Origin of the sequence: Altererythrobacter xiamenensis (genome assembly GCF_900177715.1) — a bacterium.
Taxonomy (GTDB): Bacteria; Pseudomonadota; Alphaproteobacteria; order Sphingomonadales; family Sphingomonadaceae; genus Erythrobacter; species Erythrobacter xiamenensis.
Map to the genome: position 1 here is coordinate 48491 of NZ_FXWG01000001.1, position 20997 is coordinate 69487.

Annotated in this window: 20 protein-coding genes; 14 read left to right on the forward strand and 6 right to left on the reverse strand. The window is 61.7% G+C overall.

The genetic code is table 11. The features are described from left to right. Positions 1 to 83: 83 nt before the first annotated feature. From CCE89_RS00280 to CCE89_RS00315, 8 genes are read left to right on the forward strand one after another with little or no spacing between them, the layout of a single operon-like run. Positions 84 to 476: a hypothetical protein gene (locus CCE89_RS00280; RefSeq protein ID WP_086436062.1), complete on the forward strand. Its 393-nt coding sequence runs from the start codon at positions 84 to 86 to the stop codon at positions 474 to 476. Further along, positions 473 to 1150, forward strand: a complete 678-nt coding sequence (gene pyrF, locus CCE89_RS00285) for an orotidine-5'-phosphate decarboxylase (RefSeq protein ID WP_086436063.1) — start codon at positions 473 to 475, stop codon at positions 1148 to 1150. The genes CCE89_RS00280 and pyrF overlap by 4 nt, the downstream gene beginning before the upstream one ends. Positions 1151 to 1158: 8 nt before the next feature. Beyond that, positions 1159 to 1803, forward strand: coding sequence for a phosphoribosylanthranilate isomerase (locus CCE89_RS00290; protein WP_086436064.1), 645 nt, complete (start codon positions 1159 to 1161; stop codon positions 1801 to 1803). A gap of 7 nt (positions 1804 to 1810) precedes the next feature. After that, positions 1811 to 3025, forward strand: coding sequence for a tryptophan synthase subunit beta (trpB, locus tag CCE89_RS00295; RefSeq protein WP_086436911.1), 1215 nt, complete (start codon positions 1811 to 1813; stop codon positions 3023 to 3025). Next, positions 3022 to 3207: a hypothetical protein gene (locus CCE89_RS00300; RefSeq protein ID WP_086436065.1), complete on the forward strand. Its 186-nt coding sequence runs from the start codon at positions 3022 to 3024 to the stop codon at positions 3205 to 3207. The genes trpB and CCE89_RS00300 overlap by 4 nt, the downstream gene beginning before the upstream one ends. Continuing rightward, positions 3204 to 3989, forward strand: coding sequence for a tryptophan synthase subunit alpha (gene trpA, locus CCE89_RS00305; protein WP_086436066.1), 786 nt, complete (start codon positions 3204 to 3206; stop codon positions 3987 to 3989). Before CCE89_RS00300 ends, trpA begins: the two co-directional genes overlap by 4 nt. Positions 3990 to 3992: 3 nt before the next feature. Next, positions 3993 to 4841 carry an acetyl-CoA carboxylase, carboxyltransferase subunit beta gene (gene accD / locus CCE89_RS00310; RefSeq protein ID WP_086436067.1) on the forward strand — a complete coding sequence of 283 codons (849 nt, stop codon included), beginning with the start codon at positions 3993 to 3995 and terminating at the stop codon, positions 4839 to 4841. A 7-nt stretch (positions 4842 to 4848) separates the two neighbouring features. Next, positions 4849 to 6144: a bifunctional folylpolyglutamate synthase/dihydrofolate synthase gene (locus CCE89_RS00315; RefSeq protein ID WP_086436068.1), complete on the forward strand. Its 1296-nt coding sequence runs from the start codon at positions 4849 to 4851 to the stop codon at positions 6142 to 6144. Here CCE89_RS00315 and CCE89_RS15205 read toward each other — a convergent pair. Together CCE89_RS15205 and CCE89_RS00320 are read right to left on the reverse strand one after the other, a co-directional pair. Beyond that, positions 6122 to 6298: a hypothetical protein gene (locus CCE89_RS15205; RefSeq protein ID WP_159456553.1), complete on the reverse strand. Its 177-nt coding sequence runs from the start codon at positions 6296 to 6298 to the stop codon at positions 6122 to 6124. The genes CCE89_RS00315 and CCE89_RS15205 overlap by 23 nt on opposite strands. Positions 6299 to 6435: 137 nt before the next feature. Next, complete coding sequence (locus tag CCE89_RS00320) at positions 6436 to 8166, reverse strand: AmpG family muropeptide MFS transporter (RefSeq protein ID WP_086436069.1); 1731 nt, start codon at positions 8164 to 8166, stop codon at positions 6436 to 6438. A 72-nt stretch (positions 8167 to 8238) separates the two neighbouring features. Between CCE89_RS00320 and CCE89_RS00325 the strand changes: the two genes are divergently transcribed. From CCE89_RS00325 to rsmD, 3 genes are read left to right on the forward strand one after another with little or no spacing between them, the layout of a single operon-like run. After that, positions 8239 to 9399: an aromatic ring-hydroxylating oxygenase subunit alpha gene (locus CCE89_RS00325; RefSeq protein WP_086436070.1), complete on the forward strand. Its 1161-nt coding sequence runs from the start codon at positions 8239 to 8241 to the stop codon at positions 9397 to 9399. A gap of 19 nt (positions 9400 to 9418) precedes the next feature. Then, positions 9419 to 10195, forward strand: coding sequence for a pseudouridine synthase (locus CCE89_RS00330; RefSeq protein ID WP_086436071.1), 777 nt, complete (start codon positions 9419 to 9421; stop codon positions 10193 to 10195). Then, positions 10192 to 10737 (forward strand): 16S rRNA (guanine(966)-N(2))-methyltransferase RsmD, encoded by a 546-nt coding sequence (rsmD, locus tag CCE89_RS00335; RefSeq protein WP_086436072.1) that lies wholly within the window; start codon positions 10192 to 10194, stop codon positions 10735 to 10737. Before CCE89_RS00330 ends, rsmD begins: the two co-directional genes overlap by 4 nt. Positions 10738 to 11073: 336 nt before the next feature. Here the strand turns inward: rsmD and CCE89_RS00340 are convergent, their stop codons facing one another. Next, the gene (locus CCE89_RS00340; protein ID WP_086436073.1) at positions 11074 to 11355 is read right to left on the reverse strand and encodes a hypothetical protein; all 282 of its coding nucleotides are present in this window, start codon (positions 11353 to 11355) and stop codon (positions 11074 to 11076) included. A gap of 132 nt (positions 11356 to 11487) precedes the next feature. Between CCE89_RS00340 and CCE89_RS00345 the strand changes: the two genes are divergently transcribed. Further along, positions 11488 to 13797 carry an ATP-dependent helicase gene (locus tag CCE89_RS00345; protein WP_086436912.1) on the forward strand — a complete coding sequence of 770 codons (2310 nt, stop codon included), beginning with the start codon at positions 11488 to 11490 and terminating at the stop codon, positions 13795 to 13797. 7 nt (positions 13798 to 13804) lie between these two features. On the opposite strand, the gene CCE89_RS00350 is transcribed toward CCE89_RS00345, so the two are convergent. From CCE89_RS00350 to CCE89_RS00360, 3 genes are all read right to left on the reverse strand, one after another. Next, entirely contained in the window at positions 13805 to 16003 is a 2199-nt protein-coding gene (locus tag CCE89_RS00350) for an ATP-binding protein (RefSeq protein WP_143255921.1), read from the reverse strand. A gap of 196 nt (positions 16004 to 16199) precedes the next feature. After that, the gene (locus CCE89_RS00355; RefSeq protein WP_086436075.1) at positions 16200 to 17645 is read right to left on the reverse strand and encodes a DEAD/DEAH box helicase; all 1446 of its coding nucleotides are present in this window, start codon (positions 17643 to 17645) and stop codon (positions 16200 to 16202) included. A 132-nt stretch (positions 17646 to 17777) separates the two neighbouring features. After that, a complete protein-coding gene (locus tag CCE89_RS00360) occupies positions 17778 to 18344 on the reverse strand; it encodes a hypothetical protein (protein ID WP_086436076.1) in 567 nt (188 codons plus the stop codon). A gap of 192 nt (positions 18345 to 18536) precedes the next feature. Between CCE89_RS00360 and CCE89_RS00365 the strand changes: the two genes are divergently transcribed. Continuing rightward, a complete protein-coding gene (locus CCE89_RS00365; protein WP_086436077.1) occupies positions 18537 to 19985 on the forward strand; it encodes an FAD-binding oxidoreductase in 1449 nt (482 codons plus the stop codon). A gap of 77 nt (positions 19986 to 20062) precedes the next feature. Then, on the forward strand, positions 20063 to 20848 hold the full coding sequence (locus CCE89_RS00370; RefSeq protein ID WP_086436078.1) for a SapC family protein: 786 nt from the start codon (positions 20063 to 20065) through the stop codon (positions 20846 to 20848). Positions 20849 to 20997 lie beyond the last annotated feature (149 nt).

Consider the following 20997-nt stretch of genomic DNA (forward strand, 5'->3'; position numbering starts at 1 on the left):
CGACAGCTTCGGCGCGATGCCTAGACTCCTTGGCCAAAAGCCTTAGGTTTGCGCGGCATAGTGGGACTTAAAGGGGAATAATAATGCAGGTCGTTCGCACCATTGTCTGGTTGCTGATTCTCGTCGGTGTCCTGCTGTTTTCCTGGGCCAATTGGGACGAGCGAGTCACCGTCAATATCTGGAACAACCTTGTGTGGGACACGCGCCTGCCTGCGGTGGTGATCGTCAGCTTCCTGCTCGGCCATCTACCGATGTGGCTCTATTACCGCGGCGTTAAATGGAACCTCGGGCGGCGCATTACCTCGCTCGAGAACGCTGCCCGTTCGAGCGCGCTGTCGCGTCACGCCCCGACCCCTAGCGCATCCTCGGATGCAACACCTACGCCGACGCCCGCTTCCACCGCCACGGCGGCTCCCATCAGCGATCCCGCTGCAGCCGATGACACGCTGACACCCACGAAAGACAACAATCCGTGAGCAATCCGGTCTATCTCGCCCTCGATGTCCCGCAGATTGATGCGGGCAAGGCGCTGCTCGAAAAGGTCAAGGCGCATATCGGCGGTGTGAAGCTCGGGCTCGAGTTCTTCTGCGCCCATGGCAACCACGGGGTGCACGAGATCGCGCATGCCAGCGGCCTCCCTATCTTTCTCGACCTCAAGTTCCACGACATCCCGAACACAGTCGCCGGGGCGATGCAGGCGATCCACGTTCTCGAACCCGCGATCGTGACCGTCCATGCCAGCGGCGGGCGCGCGATGATGGAAGATGCCAAGGCGGCTGCCGCCAATGGGACCAAGGTCGTCGGCGTCACCATGCTCACCAGCCTCGACGAGCGCGACCTGACACGTACCGGTGTCGAAGGGACGCCACACGATCACGTGATGCGGCTGGCCGATCTGGCTCATGACGCGGGGCTCGACGGTATCGTGTGCTCGGGCGAGGAAGTCGGCGCCGTTCACAAGCAATGGAAGGACGGTTTCTTCGTCGTGCCCGGCCTTCGCCCTGCGGGAAGCGCGATCGGCGACCAGAAACGCGTCGTCACCCCGCGCAAGGCACGTGACGATGGCGCGAGCGTGCTGGTAATCGGGCGACCGATCAGCCGCGCCGAGGATCCCGCCGCCGCCGCAAGGGCGATCGAGGGAACGCTCTAGGACAAGTTATGACAGTGCAGATCAAGATTTGCGGGCTCTCGACGCCCGAGACCATCGATGCCGCCGTGGAAGCGGGCGCGAGCCATGTGGGCCTCGTCCATTACGAGCCAAGCCCGCGGCACGTTTCGCTGGAAGACGCCGCGCGGCTGCGCGGACGGGTTCGCGGCAAGGCGAAGGCGGTGCTGCTGCTCGTCAATGCCGATGCGCAGACAACTGCGCGCGCGATCGATGTAATCCGGCCCGACGTGCTGCAGCTTCACGGGAGCGAGACGCCCGAATGGTGTGGCGTGCTGCGCGAGAAACTCGATCTCGAGATATGGAAAGCGCGCGGCCTGCGCGATGCCGGTACGCTGGAGCGCGCCAGGCAATATGTCGGCCATGTCGATCGCCTGCTGTTCGATGCGCCCGCCCCGCGCCAGGAGGGTGCGCTGCCCGGCGGCAATGGCGTCGCCTTCGACTGGACGCTGCTCGCCGATCACGACCACCAGGTCGACTGGGCCTTGGCTGGCGGCCTCACGCCCGACAATGTCGCGCAGGCTATCCGCGAGACCGGTGCGCCGCTGGTCGATGCGTCCTCCGGCCTCGAAAGTGCGCCGGGCGTGAAGGATGTGGACTTGATCCGGTGTTTTTGCGAAGCGGCTCGAGCAGCTTGAGGTGAGCATGACCGACCAACCCAACTCTTTCCGCAACCAGCCTGACGACCGGGGACACTTTGGCGATTACGGCGGCCGTTTCGTGGCAGAGACGCTGATGCCGCTCGTCCTCGATCTGGAGAAGGAATATCGCGCGGCGCAGGCCGATCCGGCGTTCAAGGCGGAATTCGACGACCTGCTCGAGCACTATGTCGGGCGTCCTTCCCCGCTTTATTTTGCAGAGCGGCTGACCGAGGCGCTGGGCGGAGCGCAGGTCTGGTTCAAGCGTGACGAGCTCAACCACACCGGCGCGCACAAGATCAACAATTGCATCGGGCAGATCCTGCTCGCGATCCGCATGGGCAAGACGCGCATCATCGCCGAGACCGGCGCAGGCCAGCATGGTGTTGCGACCGCGACGGTCTGTGCGCGTTTCGGCCTGCCTTGCGTAATCTACATGGGCGCGACCGACGTCGCGCGGCAGCAGCCCAATGTGTTCCGCATGAAGCTGCTCGGCGCCGAAGTGGTGCCAGTGACCAGCGGCGCGGCGACGCTCAAGGACGCAATGAACGAAGGGCTGCGTGACTGGGTCGCGAACGTCCACGACACCTTCTACATCATCGGCACGGCGGCAGGCCCGCATCCCTACCCTGAGCTGGTCCGCGATTTTCAGAGCGTGATCGGCAAGGAAGCGCGCGCGCAGATGCTCGACCGTGTGGGCCGCCTGCCCGACATGCTCGTGGCGGCGATCGGCGGCGGTTCGAACGCGCTCGGCCTGTTCCATCCCTTCCTCGACGATCCGGACGTGAAGATGCTCGGGGTGGAGGCTGCAGGATATGGTTTGGATGGCGACCAGCACGCGGCGAGCCTGCTCGGCGGCGTTCCCGGCGTGCTTCACGGCAACAAGACCTATCTGCTGCAGGACGAAGACGGCCAGATCACCGAAGGCCACTCGATTTCGGCAGGGCTCGACTATCCCGGCATCGGCCCGGAACACGCCTGGCTGAAGGACATGGGCCGCGTCGAATACACCGCCGTAACCGATGACGAGGCGCTGGATGCGTTCCAACTGCTCTGCCGGACGGAGGGGATCATCCCCGCGCTCGAGCCGAGCCACGCCATCGCAGCGGTGGCCAAGCGCGCGAAGGAAATGCCCGAGGACGCGATCATCCTCGCCAATTTGTGCGGGCGCGGCGACAAAGACATCTTCACCGTGGCCGAAAAGCTGGGAGTGGAGATGTGAGCTTCTCTCCTGCGCGCGCGCTCGTGTTCTTTGTGATTGGATTGCCGATTGGATTCATCCTGTCGGCGCTCGGTTTCACTATCCTGTCACGCGATATCTCCGCTCCTGCCATCGCCCCGTGGGCGCTTGTCATCGCTGCCATCGGCGGCATCGGTGCCGGATTGCGAAAGGAACAGGCATGACCCGCCTCTCCTCCGCCTTCTCGAAGTCTCATCCCGCGCTCGTCTGCTTCATCACTGCAGGCGATGGCGACACCGCATCCAATCTCGACGCGCTGGTCGAAGGTGGCGCGGATGTGATCGAACTCGGCATGCCCTTCACCGACCCCATGGCTGATGGCCCCGCGATCCAGGCGGCGAACCTGCGCAGCCTTGGCAAAGGCACGCGCACCGCCGACGTCCTTCTGATCGCCAACGAGTTCCGCGAGCGCCATCCGGATGTGCCGCTGGTGCTGATGGGCTATGCCAATCCGATGGTGCGGCGCGGCGCCGAATGGTTCACGGCCGAATGCAAGGGCTGCGGCGTCGATGGCGTGATCTGCGTCGATATTCCCCCCGAAGAGGACGACGCGCTCGGCCCGGCATTGCGCGATGCGGGGATCGATCTCATCCGCCTCGCCACTCCTACCACCGATGCAGCGCGACTTCCGCAGGTCCTCGAGGGTTCTTCGGGCTTTCTCTACTACGTTTCTGTCGCCGGTATCACCGGCAAGCAGCAGGCGGCGCAGGCGAGCATCGAGGAGGCCGTTTCGCGGCTCAAATCCGCAACCGACTTGCCCGTTGCGGTGGGATTCGGTGTGAGGTCACCCGAGCAAGCTGCTGAAATCGCAAAGGTCGCTGATGGGGTAGTCGTCGGGTCGGCCCTCGTCGAACTGGTCGGCGAACACGGCGCGAATGCTCCGGAAAAACTTCGCGAACTTACCTCTGCGCTTGCCAAGGCGGTCCATTCGGCGGCAAGGGACTGAGCTATGAACTGGTTTACACGCGTCCGCAATTCGATCGGCTGGGGTCCCAAGCGCTCGACCGAGAAAGACCTCTGGGTAAAATGCCCCTCCTGCCAGGAAATGCTCTTCGCGCAGGAATATGCCGAGAATCTGAGTGTCTGCCCGCGCTGCGACCATCATGGCCGCATCGGTGCCGACGAGCGCCTCAGTCTGCTGCTCGATGAAGGCTACGAGCTGCTCGACCAGCCCGAGGTTGCCGAGGATCCGCTGAAGTTCAAGGACACCAAGAAATACACCGACCGATTGAAGCAGGCGCGCGCAAAGAACCCGCATGCCGATGCCTTCAGCGTGGGTTCGGGCACTATCGACGGCCATGACGCGGTGGTCGGGGTGCAGGACTTCGGCTTCATGGGCGGATCGATGGGCATGGCGGTTGGCACGGCTTTCTGCGCCGGTGCCGAGCGCGCGCTATCCCGCAAATGCGCCTACATCGTGTGCACCGCTGCGGGCGGCGCGCGTATGCAGGAAGGTATCCTTTCGCTGATGCAAATGCCCAAGGCGACGGTGATGACGCGGCGCCTTCGCGAAGCAGGCCTGCCCTATATCGTCGTGCTGACTGACCCGACGACGGGCGGCGTGACCGCGAGTTACGCCATGCTCGGCGATGTCCATATCGCAGAGCCCGGCACCCTGATTGGCTTCGCCGGACAGCGCGTAATCAAGGACACCATTCGCGAGCAATTGCCCGAGGGCTTCCAGCGCGCCGAGTACCTGCACAAGCACGGCATGGTCGACATGGTGGTGCATCGCAAGGATCTGAAGGAACAGCTTGCTACCCTGCTGGACTATCTCCAGCCGGCGAAGGCCGCCTGACCCAGCGATGAAAGATTTCGGACGCTCGGACGATCCGCGCGTCCAGGCGCAGCTAGACCGGCTAGGCGCACTGACGCTGCGCGAGGGGCGCATCAATCTCGATACCGTCCGCGCGCTGTTCGAACGTTTGGGAAATCCGCAGGATCGCCTGCCGCCGGTCTTTCATGTCGCCGGGACAAACGGCAAGGGTTCGACCTGCGCCTTCCTGCGCGCCATGCTGGAGGCGGACGGCAAGACTGTTCACGCGACCACCAGCCCCCATCTGGTGCGGTACAACGAGCGTATTCGCGTCGCGGGAAAACTGATCCAAGACGCGCGGCTTGCGGAGCTCCTGGAAGAGGTGTTCGATGCATCCGAGGGACTTGCGCCGAGCTTCTTCGAGGTCACGATCGCTGCTGCGTTCACGGAGTTCGCCAGCGTCCCGGCCGATGCTTGCGTGATCGAGGTTGGCCTTGGCGGGAGACTCGATGCGACCAACGTCCTTCGTCCCGAGGTGCTCGCAGCATGCGGCATCGCGGCGCTGGGGATCGATCACGAACGCTTCCTGCTCGCGCCCGAGGCAGGCACGCCGGAGGAGCCGATCGCGCGCATCGCGTTCGAAAAGGCAGGTATCGCCAAACCGGGCGTGCCTCTCATCACGCAAACCTATCCGCCGTCAGCCGAGCTGGAGATCGAACGCGCGGCAATGACCGCTGGCTGTCCGCTTTCGATGCGCGGCCGCGATTGGCACGTGAGCACCACGACAACCGGCCTCCACTACGCAGACCGGCATGGCGAGCTCGCCCTGCCACTTCCCGGACTACCCGGCCCGCATCAGACGGAGAACACGGCGCTGGCAATCGCCATGCTGCGCCATCAGGACAGGGTGAACGTCTCCCGCAATGCGATCGCGCAGGGTTTGCGAACCGCGCACTGGCCTGCACGCCTGCAATTCCTCGCCCCCGGTCCGCTCACCGGCAATCGCGAAATCTGGCTGGACGGAGGCCACAATCCGAGTGCAGGCGAAATGCTCGCGCGGCACTTTGCAGGCCAGCAGGTACACCTCATCATCGGAATGATCGAAGGCAAGGATCCCAAAGCGCTGGTTGGCCCCTTGGCCGAAGCGCTGGAAAGCATCCATGTCGTACCGGTGCCCAGCTACGATGCTCTACCAACCGAAAGTTTCGGTCCAGACGCTCGCGCTGCCGAAAACGTGCCGAGCGCCCTCGCCGCTCTGCCCAATGACGGGTTGCCGGTATTGATTGCAGGGTCGCTCTACCTCGCGGGCGAAGTCCTGCGGCTCAATCAAGAGATTCCGGACTAGCTTCGTTCGGCTCGACCAGTCGCGGTTGCATCGTCAACCAGCTGAACAGGGCAACCAGCGCTAGCAGGCCGACAACGAGCGCCAATTCCTGACCGCCGCTCACGTTATCCTTGAAGCGCCAATGGATGAGGAATGCGACCAGCGCGATCCCCATGCCAGACCCTTTCGGGACTACGAGCTTCGCCTTGCATCGCGGACAGTCATATGGCTTGCCGAGACCCCAGACCAAAAGCCGGGCTGGCATATCGGACCCACATTTGGGGCAGGTGGGAAAACCAAGTTTCACAAGAACTACTCCGCCGGGGCTGCGGCAGCTTCGGGCGCCACCACGCCCGCCGACTTGCCCAGCCGGGCCTGCCTTACCCATTCGATGATGCACAGAACCACGGCAAACATCCCGATCAGCGTGGTGAGGATGAACACATCGAAATAGCCCTGCTCCTCGATCATCTGGCCGAGCGCGCCGCGCCCAAGCGTTCCGACCAGCAGCGTCAGCGATGACAGCAGCGCATATTGCACGGCGCTGTAACCCTTCGACACGATGCTGGAGAGATAGGCGACGAAGGCAGCACCAGCGACGCCGACAGCGATGTTTTCGCCAGCGATAGCCATCATCAGCTTCGATAGCCGCTCATCACCGCCAAGCGCAGAGACCAGCCAGGTGAAGCCGATGTTGTCGGCTACGGCCTGCACCACCGCCCCGCCCCTGGCGAGATCGGCATAGAGCAGATTGGTCGCAGCGGCGAAGAACGCGCCGAGCGTCAGCGTCAACATCCGCCCGATGGCGGTAAGCAGATACCCGCCAAGCGCGAGGCCGAGCAGCAGCGCGCCGACCCCGAAGAACTTGGACGCGACCGCGACCTCATCCTTCGAATACTGGAGCTCGCCCAGATAGAACGGATAGGCAAAGCTTCCCCAGATCGCATCGGTAATCCGGTAGGTAAGGACGAGGGCGATCACGATGATCATGGCCCAGCCCAAGCGCCCGATCAGGTCGGTCAGCGGCAAGACGAGCGCGCGATAAAGATGATCAACCGCCCTGTCGGTGCTGCTCTGCGCCGGAGCGGCTTCTGTGAGGAGATTGGTCCCCTTGCGCTCCTGCCTGACCAGCGACGCGGCAATCAGTGATGGCACAACGACCGTCGCGATCACGATCAGCGGTCCCATCGTCGAAATGAACTCGACCGAGTCCGGACGTGTATCCGGGTTGCTCGAAAGGGAGCGCACCATGAAGGTACCCACGGTGACGAGAGCCCAGCCCCACAGCAGCCCGACCGCAGTCAGCGCGTAGGTCCGTAGCCGGGGGTGAAGTTGGCCGACACCGCGCAGGCCATAGGGATCATCGCGGTCTTCATCCTCGATCGTTTCACGAGCTGTCGCATCGGCATCGGGCGCCCAGAGACCGGCAAAGCCAACGACCAGCATCAGGCCGCCCATAGTGAGATAGACGGTCGGCCAGTCGGTGCGCTCGGCCATAAACAGCGCGAGCGCGCCGCCAACCAACGCAGCAATCCGGTATCCCATCTGGTAGATCGTCGAGAGTATGTCGATCGTCGCGACATCATCGGCGACGTCCACGCGCCAGGCATCGATCACCACATCCTGCGTCGCACTTGCAAAGGCGGCGAGCCCCGCCAGCAGGCTGAAGATGCCTATCGTCTCGTTGGTCGGCGCGATCATGCTAAGCGAAACCAGCGCGGCACCGATCAGCAATTGCGCGGTTACGATCCATTGTTTCCGCTTCCCCAGCCGGTTCAGAAGCGGAACGTCGACCCGGTCGAGCGCCGGCGACCACAGGAACTTGAAGGCGTAGGCGAGGCCGATGAGCGAAAACACGCCCATCGTCTCCAGATCGATCTCTCCGCTATCGGAAAGCCATGCGTAGAGCGTGCCGAGCACCAGTGCGTAGGGAAGACCGGCAGCGAACCCGAACAGCAGCATGTAGCCGGTTTTGCGATTGCGGAGCGCCAGCCCCAGCGCTCGCCAAGTGCTCTTCTTCTTCTCTGCCGCCGCTTCGGCCATGCCCTAGCGTCCTTCCCTGAACTTCAAATTTCTGCGACACTAGTCGCGCAATGAGAGGATAGGAACGGTCCGATGAACGAGGCCAAGACGAAATCACCAAGTTTGCGCCCAACCGCAGGCCAATTGGCGCTGGCAGAGGCGGTGGCACGCGGCGAAATGCGCACTGCCGACACGATCGAGACGGTCCCGGCACGCGTCTACACGGATCCCGATCACTTTGCCCGCGAAAAGGCGGCATTGTTCGACAGGCTACCGCAAGTGCTGTGCGTTTCGGCGCTCTTGCCCGAGCCGGGGATGGCCGTGCCGCACGATGCGACGGGCCGCCCGATGCTGATCACCCGCGATGCCGAGGGCACAGCCCATGTCTTCCTGAACGTCTGCCGTCACCGCGGCACGCGACTGGTCGAAGGCGAGGATATCCAGTGCGCGAAGCGGCTTGTGTGCCCCTATCATGCGTGGACCTACAAGCTCGACGGCAAGCTGCTTGCCCTGCCCCGCCCTGAGACCTTCCCCGGCATGGACAAGGGCGACTACGGGCTTATCGAACTGCCTTCTCTGGAGGCGGGCGGGCTGATCTGGTTCTCGCCCAACGAAAGCGCTGATTTCTCCGAGCCGCGGAAGCTGGGCGAAGATTTTGCCGCCTTCGGCATGGACCAGGCCTATCTTTTCCGCCGCAAGCTCCACACGGTGAAGGGCAATTGGAAGCTGATCATGGATGCCTTTCTCGAAAGCTACCATGTCACGCGGCTCCATGCGCAGACCATCGGCCCGTTTTTCAAGGACGGCGTAACCTCAGGCGACCAGATCGGCCCGCATCAACGCAGCGCGGTCGGGCGGCTGGAAGAAATGGAGGGTGTCGACCTCAACGACATGGCGGCGCTGCGCAGGGTGGTAACCTTCGCCTATCAATTGCTCCCGGCAACGATCATCGTGCCCAGCCCCGACTATGTAAACGTCATGGTCCTGATGCCGCAGGCGCACGACCTGACACTGGTCGAGGATTTCATGCTGATCCCGGAAGAGCCTGCAACCGACAAGGCCCGCGACCATTGGGAGCGCAGCTGGAAACTGCTCGACGGCGGCGTTTTTGCCAGCGAGGATTTCCGCGCGGCGGAACTCGGCCAGCAGGGCCTTTCGAGCGGCGCGGTACCGCATCTGACGCTCGGAACGCTCGAAGGCGGCATCGCCCGCTTCAACGCAATCGTCGAAGAGGCGTTGCGCGAGGTGAATTGAGCGCCTACTCGCTTGGGTCATGTCGAACGGCCCACAGCGCGACGGACCGCGTCCCGAAGGCGAGCGCATCGCCAAACTGCTCGCCCGCGCAGGTGTCGCCAGCCGACGCGAGGTCGAGCGCATGATCGCCGACGGTCGCGTCGCGATCGACGGACTTGTGCTCGAAACCCCGGCGACGATCCTGAAAGATCTGAAAGGCGTAACGGTCGATGGCAAGCCTGTCGCCAAGCCGGAACCGACACGGCTTTTCGCATTTCACAAGCCGACCGGCCTGATCACTGCCGAGAGCGATCCTAAGGGCCGCCCCACGATCTATACGGCGCTGCGCAATTCGCTTCCGAAGAACACGCCGCGGGTCATGCCGATCGGGCGGCTCGATCTCAACACCGAGGGGCTGCTGCTGCTCACCAATGACGGTGAACTCAAGCGGCAAATGGAACTGCCCGCTTCGGGCATTCCGCGTGTCTATCGCGCGCGAACCTTTGGCGATGTGACGCAGGAGGATCTCGAAGACCTGATCGACGGAATCACGATCGACGGCGTCAATTACGGCAGCATCGATGCGAATATGGAGCGGCGCACGGGCCGCAACCAGTGGATCGAGGTCATGATCACAGAGGGCAAGAACCGCGAGGTTCGCAAGGTGCTCGAACATCTCGGGCTGCAGGTCAGCCGTTTGATCCGCACCGCCTACGGGCCCTTCGAACTGGAGGACTTGCCGCGCGGAGCTGCACGCGAAATCCGCAAGCATGACATCGGGCGGTTCCGCAGCCAGCTGAAAAAGTATCGCCAATGAGGATCATCGCCGGCGAATGGCGCGGGCGTAAGCTGACCGCGCCCAAGGGCGATTCGACGCGTCCGACTGCTGATCGCACGCGCGAGACGCTGTTCTCCATGCTGACCAGCCGCCTCGGCTCGTTCGAAGGGCTGAGTGTCCTCGACCTGTTCGCCGGTTCCGGTGCTCTGGGATTGGAAGCGCTTTCCAGGGGAGCAGAGCATTGCCTGTTCGTCGAACAGGACAAGGCGGCGCTCGATGCGATCCGGGCGAACATCGCTTCATTCGGTTGCCGCAGCAGAGCAACGGTCAGCGCAGGTTCGGTAATGTCGCTCAGCCCGGCGAAGGAGCCACATGACCTAATCCTGCTCGACCCGCCCTACGGTACGGGTGCCGCCTCGGTGGCTTTGGACAGGATGCTCCGGCTGGGCTGGATTGGTCCTGCGACATGGATCGCGGTCGAAACCGGGTCCGATGAAGATGTAGCGGTCAAAGGGTTGGAACTTCAAAAAGACCGCCGCGTGGGCAAGGCAAAGCTTCACCTTCTTACCCTCGCCATCTAACCATCCCTTCAGGCCATCGCGGTGGCCGCTATGGTCAAAATCCCGATCGCGATGACTGCCAGGTCCGATTTGCGCATGCGCCCTCTCCTTATTTTCCAGGCCTGGAGTAATTCCGCCCGGTCTTCCGGAGTTCCCGAAAGCAAAGACAACCTGCCGCTCCCGACCGGATGGTGAAAGGGGCCGGGCTTTCGCAAGGCCTTGTTTCAATCACTGTCTGCCGCGAGCCGTTGGTGCGGTGCGGCCAGAGGATTTACAGCCCACACACGAAAACGGCCGAACATCGCTGCCCGGCCGCTTTTCATTTCGCGCCCCGATGAAGGGCGTGACTGTCAGCAATTACATGCTGCTGGCGGGCTGACCCGGCCAATAAGTAAGCGGACGATTGCCCCAATTGAGGCCTGCTGCGCGCGGATTGATGCAGCCGTCCTGGTCGTTCTTCATGCAAACGTCATAGACCTTGTCGCCCACCTTGACCTTTGTAGCCTTGCCCTGTGCGTTGGTCTCTACGACCTCAGGTGATTGGGCTTTCCAGTCGGCCTTGTGATTGTCGGCAAGCGCCGGACTGGCAAATCCAAGGGCCATGGTGGTGACGGCTGCTGCTGCAAATAGCTGTTTCATAGAGGCATCTCCTGATTTGTTCCCGTGTTGCCCATTCAACGGGCACCCCCGCCGCATGGTTCCGAATTGGGTGGAAAGCGCGCAATTGCGCTTGCCGGGCGGGGCCTCGTTCCCTACCTGTTCACCAATATCATGAGCGATAATCCCCCCCTCCCCGCCGAAGTGGACCCGCCCAAGGTCCCCGCCTACGCCGCGCGTCTCAACCCGCCGCAGCGTGAGGCTGTTCTGACGACGGAGGGGCCGGTGCTGATGCTGGCGGGCGCTGGAACGGGCAAGACAGCCGCGCTCACATCGCGACTGGCGCACCTTGTGGCAACAGGACGCGCATGGCCCAGCCAGATCCTCTGCGTGACCTTTACCAACAAGGCTGCCCGCGAGATGCGCGAGAGGGTCGCGGGCCATCTGGGCGAGGCGGTAGAGGGCATGCCGTGGCTCGGCACCTTCCACTCGATCTGCGCCAAGATGCTGCGCCGCCATGCAGAACTTGTCGGGCTGGAGAGCAATTACACGATCATCGATACCGACGATCAGATGCGCCTGCTGAAGCAGCTTATCCAGCAGAACGAGCTCGACGAAAAGCGCTGGCCCGCGCGCCAGCTGGCCGGACTGATCGACCGCTGGAAGAACCGCGGGCTCAATCCCGAAGATCTCGATGCGGTCGAGAACGAGAGCTACGCCAATGGGCGCGGTCAGCAGTTTTACAGGCTTTATCAGGACCGGCTGAAAGCATTGAACGCCTGCGATTTCGGCGATCTGCTGCTTCACATGCTCAACATTTTCCGCCGCGAACGCGAAGTGCTGGAGCGGTATCAGAAGCAATTCCGCTATATCTTGGTCGACGAGTATCAGGACACCAACGCCGTCCAGTACCTCTGGCTGAGACTGCTGGCGCAGGAAAGCAAGAACATCTGTGTCGTCGGCGATGACGACCAGTCGATCTATTCATGGCGCGGCGCAGAAGTCGCCAATATCCTGCGGTTCGAAAAGGATTTTCCGGGCGCCAAGGTAGTGAAGCTGGAGCAGAACTATCGCTCCACCCCGCATATACTCGCGGCCGCTTCCGGACTGATCGCTGCGAATAGCGAACGGCATGACAAGACGCTGTGGACCGAGCACGATCATGGCGAGAAAGTCCGCGTGATCGGTGTCTGGGATGCGCCAGAAGAAGCGCGGCGAGTCGGGGAAGAGATCGAGCGGCTCGAACGCGAGGGGGCCTCGCTCGACAACGTCGCGATACTCGTGCGCGCCCAGTATCAGACGCGCGAGTTCGAAGACCGCTTCATCCAGATCGGCATAAACTACCGCATCATCGGCGGTTTTCGCTTCTACGAACGCGCGGAAATCCGCGATGCGCTCGCCTATCTGCGCGTGATTGCGCAGCCGCAGGACGATCTGGCATTCGAGCGCATCTACAACCAGCCCAAGCGCGGCCTCGGCGCAAAGACGCTCGAAAAGATGCATCAGCATGCGCGGCGCACCGATCTGCCGCTAGCCGCCGCTTCGCTGCAGCTTGCCGACAGCGACGAGCTGCCGCCGCGCGCGCGCTCCACCATTGCTGCGCTGATGGGCCAGTTTCTGGCTTGGCGCGAGCAGTCCGAGCAGGTCACACCTGCCGACCTCTTGCGGATCGTGTTGGAGGAATCGGGCTATTCCGACATGCTCGAAAACGAGAAAACGGCAGAGGCAAAAGGCCGCCTCGAAAACCTGACCGAGCTTGCCCGCGCGATGGAAGAATACGAAACGCTCGGCGATTTCCTCGAACATGTCAGCCTCGTCATGGACAATGATGCGGCAAACGAGGAAGAGACCGTAACCATCATGACAATGCACGCGGCCAAGGGGCTCGAATTCGATCATGTCTTCCTCCCCGGTTGGGAGGAAGGCGTATTCCCCTCGCAGCGCGCGATCGACGAAGGCGGGCTGGCGAGCCTCGAGGAAGAGCGGCGCCTAGCCTATGTCGCGATCACTCGCGCGCGCCGCCGCTGCACGATCTTCCACGCCGCCAACCGCCGCATTTACGGTCAATGGACGAGCAGCATCCCCTCTCGTTTCATCGAGGAATTGCCCGATGAACATATCGACCAGGAAACCACGATGAGCGGCGGGGCTTCGCTCTGGCGCGCCAACTGGTCGGAAAGCGAAGACCCCTTCGCCCATGTCTCTGAATCGCGGCCCGATCGTTCAGGCGCGCGCGGCCCAGGCTGGCAGCGGGCGCTTTCGACCGGTTACGAGACGAAGCAGGTTCGGCTGAAGGAGAACAAGCGCTCTGCTGCGAGCTTTGCCGCAAAGCCGCGCGTCGACATCGCGATCGGACAGCGTGTCTTTCACGACAAGTTCGGCTACGGCACAGTGATCGATCAGGAAGGCAACAAGCTCGAGATTAATTTCGAGAAGAGCGGCACCAAACGCGTGATCGACAGCTTTGTGAAAACGGCTGACTAAGAGGAGCCTACTCAGCCGCAACCCGGTCCTGCTCGCAGCCAAGCGGCGGAAGCCATTCGCCAAGTACCGCTTCAAGCCCTTCGATCGTGAAAGGCTTGGCCAGATGCCCCTGCATCCCGGCGTCCAGGCAGGCCACAATATCGGATTTGTATGCATTGGCCGTCATTGCGATGATGGGAAGCCTGTCTGCGCTGATACCCTGTTTGCGCAGTTCACGCGAAGCAGACAGTCCATCGAGCACGGGCATCTGGATATCCATGAGGATCAAATCAAAGGGTTCGCCTCCGCGCTCGGCTGCGAGAATGCCTTCGACCGCCTTCTGCCCATTATCGAACAGTTCAGCATCCACCCCTATCCACTTGCATATCTCGAGGATGAGCATCTTGTTGATCGCGTGATCCTCGGCAAGACCGACCTTGTATTGGCTCCATCGCCCGCCCTCTGACCGAGCCTGAGTGACCGGCTTCGGTAAACTGGTCGCCACGGGGGGCTGTGCTGACTTCAACGGCACATTGATCGTCACACAGGTCCCCTTGCCCAGTTCACTTTCCAAAGCGATCGTCCCGCCCATCAATCTCACCAGTTCACGGGAGATATGCAGCCCCAGTCCGGTGCCCTGTGGACTGCGATCGTCCCCACCTTCGACCTGCACGAACTCATCAAGCACGCGCTGCGCCTGCTCGGACGGAATCCCTATGCCGGTATCGCGAACCCTCACCGACAGGAACTTTCCGTCATATTCGGCACGTAAGCTGATCCAGCCGGTTTCGGTAAACTTCAGGGCATTACCAAGGATGTTAGAGATGATCTGGCGCAGTCGAAGATCGTCGCCAAAGGCGAATTGCGGCACCGCCCTGTCGATCTCGAGCGTTATCTTCAATCCCTTGTTCACCGCGCTGGCGCTGAACAGGTTGACGCAGCTTCCCAGCAAGTGATGCAGTTTGAAACGCTCTGTTTTGATCTGGAGCTGGCCTGCTTCGATACGCGACATGTCGAGGATCGTGTTAAGCAGCTTCAGCATGGTTTGGCCCGATTCATTTATGAGGCGGACCTTCTCCTGCTGATGCGGCTGCAGGTCCTCTTTCAGAAGCAGGTCGGAAAGTCCGAGAATGCCGCTCATCGGAGTGCGCAGTTCGTGGCTCATATTGCCGAAGAAGCGTGACTTCGATTTCAGCAGGGCCATCGCGTTCTCGGCTTCGCGAGCCCGGGATGCGGCGCGCTCTTGTTCGGCGAGGCTCGAACGATGTGCCCCAGCGATCAAAAGAGTGGCGACAGCCATCGCGCTGGCAAGTGCGAGCAGGCTCAACTGAAAACTGGTATCGAACAGGTTGCTGCGAATTGCCAGACTTGTACCGAACGCCAATGCAAAGGGCAGGATCAGCGCCAGCGGCAAGATCCGCCGAAGTGCGATCGATGCATCGCCCTTGCCGAGCACGACGCCCACCCATCCTTGATTGCCGTTGCGCAATAGGATGGCAGCAATCAGGCAGATGAAGCAGAGCGCCGTAGGCAACGACATGGATGAAAAGAGCGCCGCGCTGCTGATTGAGCTGGCTTCGAACAGAAACAGGGTGAGCGCGAGCAATGCGGGAAATAGCGCGACCGTCGAAAACGTGGCCTTGATGCGGGGACTTTTCGAGACTGCCAGGGCAGCACCCAGCAAGATGAACGCAAAAGCAGTCGCCTCCGACATCCGAAGATTGGTGAAAGCTGCGACATGAGGCATCAGAATCTCGTCGACACCATTTGCCAGCCCAGTCCAGATAACCGCGAGATTGGCAGCGGCGACGGCGAGAATGAGGCCGGCGGCGACGATGCGGGGATCGATCGAAGTTCTGTCCATGTATCGCCAGTCGGACAGCAGGACGGAACAGCTTGCGATCAGAAACAGGCCCGCGGTCGATGGCACCATGGCAGCGAACTGGTGACCGAAATTGGTCATGGCTTCGATGCCCATCCCCCAGCCAAGGATGAGAATGACCCCTGAAAGCATCGCGCAAGCGCCGAGAAAGGCCCTTGCCAAGGGTCGCAGGCTTAACGCCAACCCATCGAGCGCATCAGGCTGAGGTATTTCGCGAGGGTCGTCTCCACCTTGCCCGCCGGTGGAAGGCTTCACCAATTCCTCACGAGCCGCGCTGCTCGCCATGAACGGCCCGGACCGAAGGGGATGAAGTTTGGCCTCCCTGAGTGAGGTAAAGCTGTTCATGGGCACGGTCTCTCCCAAAGAGGCGGCTGCCACGGTGAACCAATGCTTGCTCGACCATTGAAACCGCCGGCTCGATCCCGCCCAGTAAGGCCCGGTGGGATAAAGACACAACTCGGGAATGCTACCTAGCCGCGCGAAAATCCAGCTTGTTCAAGGGGATATCCAGGGTCCGCTGGATAAGGCGCAGGGTCGTTGTTCAACCTACGCCTACGTCCAGGAAGCTAGGCTTGGGTCCGTTCCATTCGCCAGCAGCCACCGGCTCGTCGTCCCCGCTGCGCTTGCGACCGGATTCCTTCGATTGGGCGGCCTTCGCCTTGCCCGCCTTGTCTTCGGATTTGGCTCTCGAAGCGCGACCGGGCTTTTCTTCTGTCGCTTTCTTGCCGCGCGATTTGGCGCTGGTCTGCTCGTCCCCGCGTTTTGAGCTCGAACGCGAGCCCTTCTTGGGCTTCTCGTCAGCGTCGTCGCTTTCGCGCTGCGCAGAGGTATCCGAACTCTGCGAAGAACTGTCCTTCAGTTCGACGCGTACATCGCTTTTGCCGAAGACCGGGATCTTGCTTCCCGTTAGCTTTTCGACATTGGCGATCGCCTCTGCGTCCTCCTCCGCTACGAAGGTGAAGGCACGGCCCTTTGCCCCCGCCCTGCCCGTACGGCCGATACGGTGAACATAATCATCCGGATGCCAAGGCGTGTCGAAGTTGAAGACATGGGACACCCCCTTGATGTCGAGGCCCCGCGCGGCGACGTCGGATGCCACCAAGATATTGATCTCGCCGTTCTTGAAACGCTGGAGTTCCTTGACTCTGCTCGCCTGGTCGATGTCGCCGTGGATTTCCCCGCTCGCAAAGCCATGACGCTGAAGGCTCTTGTTGAGCTCGCGTACGGTCGTCTTGCGATTGGAGAAGATGATCGCTGTCTCGACGTGATCGTTATTCAGCAACCAGCGCAGCGTCTCACGCTTCTGGCGACTTTTGACAGGCACCTTGAACGCGGTGATATCCTTGTTGGTCGATGCTGCGCGGCTGACCTCGATCCGTTTCGGATTGCTGAGGAACTTCTTGGCCAGCTTCTCGATGGGCGGCGGCATGGTCGCCGAAAACAGCATGGTCTGGCGAATTTCGGGCAGCTTCGAGCAAATGAACTCGATATCGGGGATGAATCCCATGTCGAGCATACGGTCGGCTTCGTCGATCACCAACAGCTCACAGCCGCTGAGGAGGATCTTGCCGCGCTCGAACAGGTCCATAAGGCGGCCTGGCGTGGCGATCAGGACATCGACACCTTCGTCCAGCGCCTTGAGCTGGTCGCCCATCTGCACGCCGCCGATCAGCAGCGCCATCTTGAGATCGTGGTTCTTGCCATATTTCTCGAAGTTCTCGGCGACCTGTGCAGCCAGTTCGCGGGTCGGTTCAAGGATCAGCGAACGTGGCATCAGCGCCCGGCGGCGACCGGATGCCATCACGTCGATCATCGGAAGGACGAAACTCGCCGTCTTGCCCGTGCCGGTCTGCGCAATACCGATCAGGTCGCGCATCATCAGGACGGTCGGGATCGCCTCCGCCTGGATCGGCGTAGGCTCGGTATAGCCGGCGTCAGAAACCGCCTGTAGCAATTCGTCGGAAAGGCCGAGATCGGCAAAGGTCATAAGTGTTCGGTTGTCCGGATATCGAGGGGGACGTTGCCCCGGTCATCAAAGCCCTGGATGCAAAGCGCCCACGAGCCGCCGCGCCCTTCGCCAAAAATAGCCGAAAAGTCAAGAAATCCGAGGGCGAACCCTCTAGTCGGCTACCGCCACAAGCTGTCGCAAGCGGTCGATCTCGCAATTGGCACCCGAGCGGGACTGCAGCTTGTCGCGATCGGCGCACAATTTTCCGTCTTCGTTCCGCTCCAGATAGAACCCCGAATAGAAATCGCGTGCACGGCAGGATTTCTCCAGGCTGGCGGTTACGATACGGCGATCGCGGAGGAACAGAAGCAGGCGGTTGCCGCTCCCCGTCTGCACGCCAGCGATCCGCTCGACCGGGATGCATTTGTCCATCTTGCGTTCTTCGTAACGCTGCGACCGGACCTGGCTGGCATCCGCAGCCAAGCTTTGGCGCGAAACATTTCGCCGAGGCGAGATACGAACAATCACGCGCTGTTCGATACGGACCTGGTTCTGCACCGGGATTTCATGGATCGCGTCCATCGCGGTCCGGTCCTGCAATCCCAGACCAGCCTCTAAAATCGGTGCGAACTTGGGATCGAGATGCGCGGGCTGCGGTGTCGCCTCGTGCGCGTCGCTCGGTGAGGAGAGAGGCAACATGAGCGCCAGCGGCGCCAGAAGGGCGAACACATTCATCATCGGCAATCGATCGCTGCTGCGGTTTCCCTCACTTTGTCGCAAGCATCGGCACAAGCGACATTTTTCAACCCCTGTGCTGCGCTTGATACCACGCAGGCTTGAATGGAGGCTTAATTGTTCAGGCCTTCTTGGCAAGAGTTGGCCAGGTACCAAGTGCTGGAAATGCACTGCGCTCGCTGGCATAGCGCCGCCATGGAAGAGACATCGAAATTTGCGCAGGAAGCGCGCGCCCTGCTCGGCGAACGCGGTTTCACTTGCGACCCTGACCTGCTCGAGCCTTGGCTCACCGACTGGCGCGGTCGGTTTCATGGATCGGCGATCGGCCTCGCGTCGCCCGCATCGACGCAGGAGGTGTCCGACTTTGTGAAACTTTGCGCAAAACACGATGTCCCCATCGTGCCGCAGGGCGGCAACAGCGGCATGTCGGGCGGCGCAACGCCGGACAAGAGCGGTGCCAGCGTGTTGCTGTCCTTGCGCAGGATGAACACGATCCGCTCGCTCGACCCCGAGGCCGGTCAGACGGTATGCGAGGCTGGCGTTATCCTGCAGAATCTTCACGAGGCGGCGGAAGAGCACCGTCTGCGTTTTCCGCTGACCCTGGGCGGCAAGGGTTCTGCGACCGTGGGCGGCCTGATCTCCACCAATGCCGGCGGCACTCAGGTGCTCAGGCACGGCACGATGCGCGCGCAGGTGCTCGGGATAGAAGCCGTTCTGCCAGACGGTGCAGTGTTCGATGGGCTGACCGCGCTCAAGAAAGACAATCGCGGGTTTGATCTCAAGCAATTGCTTATCGGGTCGGAAGGCACTCTCGGTATCGTAACCGCTGCGACGCTGCGGCTATTGCCTGCGATCGGGAGGCGCGTCGTGATCTGGGCCGGGCTCGGTTCGATCGGCGACGCACGCAAGCTGCTCATCAGTTTCGAGCGCGCGCTCCCGCAGGAACTCGAAGGGTTCGAGGTCGTGCCGGCGCATTGTCTTGAAAGCGTGCTCGACCACATGCCCGATGCACGCGCGCCGCTGGATGGCTCTTACCCGTGGAATGCGCTTATCGAGCTGGTCGTACCGGACAATGACGATGCGGATCTGCGTGAAAAGGTCGAGATATTGCTCGCCGCGGAAATCGAGAACGGGCTCGTTGCAGATGCCGTAATCGCTGCCAGCGAAAAGCAGGCAGAGGATTTCTGGTTGCTGCGCGATTCGATAGCCCCTGCAGAACGCGCAATCGGGCCCGCGATGCAGCACGATATCTCCGTCCCCGTCCCGCGCATGCCCGAATTCGTCGAGGCGGCCATCCCGGAGGTCGAGAAGGCCTTCCCCGGGACGCGTGGCGTGGCATTCGGCCATCTGGGTGACGGAAACGTCCATTTCCACATTCTGGCCCCCAAGGGCGCCGTGCCCGGGGAATGGGAAGAGAGCGATGGCAAGCGGATCAGCCGCATGGTGCACGATCTGGTCCGCGCGCACGGCGGCTCGATCAGCGCCGAACACGGGATCGGCCAGCTCAAGCGGGACGAACTGGGCCGCCTCGGCGACCCCGTCTCGCTTTCGTTGATGCGGCAGATAAAGCAGGCGCTCGACCCTCGCGGATTACTCAATCCTGGCAAGCTTGTGCCGCTTGCACCTGAAGAAACTAGCCCCTAAAGCGCCCGAGAGGGTCCCGTCGCTCTCCCAATCGGGACGAATGACAGGAAAACACCAGGACATTTTGGAGACTATTCATGGCCAGCGCGCCGCAGCAACCGCAACTGCCGCTTTTCTACAAGGATCTGATGCCGCTCAACAGCCGCGATCACCAGGGCTGGAAGAGCAAGAACTTCGACGACGCGAGCTTCCTTGCTTCGACGCACGCCATTCCGATCACCGTGGACGAGTTCATCGACACGCAGCGCAATTTCCCGATCGTTTTCACTTCGGGCGAGAATTCGCTCCCGATCGCGCTGATGGGCCTCAATGAAGGCGTGAACACCTTCGTGAGCGACGACGGCAAGATCGAAGATAACATCTATCTGCCCGCCTACGCGCGCCGCTATCCTTTCATGCTGGCAAAGCTGCGTGAAGATTCGGACGAACTTTCCTTGTGCTTCGATCCCTCCGCGGGCGTGGTCGGCGAATTCGACGAAGGCAGTGCGCTGTTTGATGGCGACCAACCGAGCGAAACCACCAAGAACATCCTCGATTTCTGTCAGAAATTCGAAGAATCGGGTCAGCGGACCAAGGCTTTCATCGACGAGATCAACAAGCTCGACATTCTGATGGATGGCGAAATCGGCATTACCACACAGGAAAATCCGAATAACCCGTTCAATTACCGCGGTTTCCGCATGGTAGATGAGAACAAGCTTCGCGAACTGCCGACCGATACGCTCGAAAATCTGCACAAGAACGGCATGCTCATGCTGATCCATGCGCATCTGTTCTCGCTCAATCTCATGCGCGTCATTTTCGCGCGCCAGGTCCGCCAGGGCAAAGGCCCGCAGGAAGTAACGCAAGCCGCTCAGGGCTAAGCCGTTTTTGTAAAATTGCCTCGGTGGCCCGGTCGAAGGACTTGCAGGCCATCGGGGCGATACCTATTTTAGGATCGTTCGGACGCGGTTTCCCTCATAGCCCGTCCGGACAGTGCGCCAATTGGCGCACACCCTCCCTGAACCTTGGC

Coding starts and splice junctions, on each gene's coding strand:
- CCE89_RS00340 (WP_086436073.1), bottom strand. CDS start 11,355: ATGAAACAGCTATTTGCAGCAGCAGCCGTCACCACCATGGCCCTTGGA.
- CCE89_RS00325 (WP_086436070.1), top strand. CDS start 8,239: ATGAACGAGGCCAAGACGAAATCACCAAGTTTGCGCCCAACCGCAGGC.
- trpB (WP_086436911.1), top strand. CDS start 1,811: ATGACCGACCAACCCAACTCTTTCCGCAACCAGCCTGACGACCGGGGA.
- trpA (WP_086436066.1), top strand. CDS start 3,204: ATGACCCGCCTCTCCTCCGCCTTCTCGAAGTCTCATCCCGCGCTCGTC.
- CCE89_RS00345 (WP_086436912.1), top strand. CDS start 11,488: ATGAGCGATAATCCCCCCCTCCCCGCCGAAGTGGACCCGCCCAAGGTC.
- rsmD (WP_086436072.1), top strand. CDS start 10,192: ATGAGGATCATCGCCGGCGAATGGCGCGGGCGTAAGCTGACCGCGCCC.
- CCE89_RS00320 (WP_086436069.1), bottom strand. CDS start 8,166: ATGGCCGAAGCGGCGGCAGAGAAGAAGAAGAGCACTTGGCGAGCGCTG.
- CCE89_RS15205 (WP_159456553.1), bottom strand. CDS start 6,298: ATGGGGATCGCGCTGGTCGCATTCCTCATCCATTGGCGCTTCAAGGAT.
- CCE89_RS00360 (WP_086436076.1), bottom strand. CDS start 18,344: ATGATGAATGTGTTCGCCCTTCTGGCGCCGCTGGCGCTCATGTTGCCT.
- accD (WP_086436067.1), top strand. CDS start 3,993: ATGAACTGGTTTACACGCGTCCGCAATTCGATCGGCTGGGGTCCCAAG.
- CCE89_RS00350 (WP_143255921.1), bottom strand. CDS start 16,003: ATGAACAGCTTTACCTCACTCAGGGAGGCCAAACTTCATCCCCTTCGG.
- CCE89_RS00365 (WP_086436077.1), top strand. CDS start 18,537: ATGGAAGAGACATCGAAATTTGCGCAGGAAGCGCGCGCCCTGCTCGGC.
- CCE89_RS00355 (WP_086436075.1), bottom strand. CDS start 17,645: ATGACCTTTGCCGATCTCGGCCTTTCCGACGAATTGCTACAGGCGGTT.
- CCE89_RS00280 (WP_086436062.1), top strand. CDS start 84: ATGCAGGTCGTTCGCACCATTGTCTGGTTGCTGATTCTCGTCGGTGTC.
- CCE89_RS00370 (WP_086436078.1), top strand. CDS start 20,063: ATGGCCAGCGCGCCGCAGCAACCGCAACTGCCGCTTTTCTACAAGGAT.
- CCE89_RS00290 (WP_086436064.1), top strand. CDS start 1,159: ATGACAGTGCAGATCAAGATTTGCGGGCTCTCGACGCCCGAGACCATC.
- CCE89_RS00315 (WP_086436068.1), top strand. CDS start 4,849: ATGAAAGATTTCGGACGCTCGGACGATCCGCGCGTCCAGGCGCAGCTA.
- CCE89_RS00330 (WP_086436071.1), top strand. CDS start 9,419: ATGTCGAACGGCCCACAGCGCGACGGACCGCGTCCCGAAGGCGAGCGC.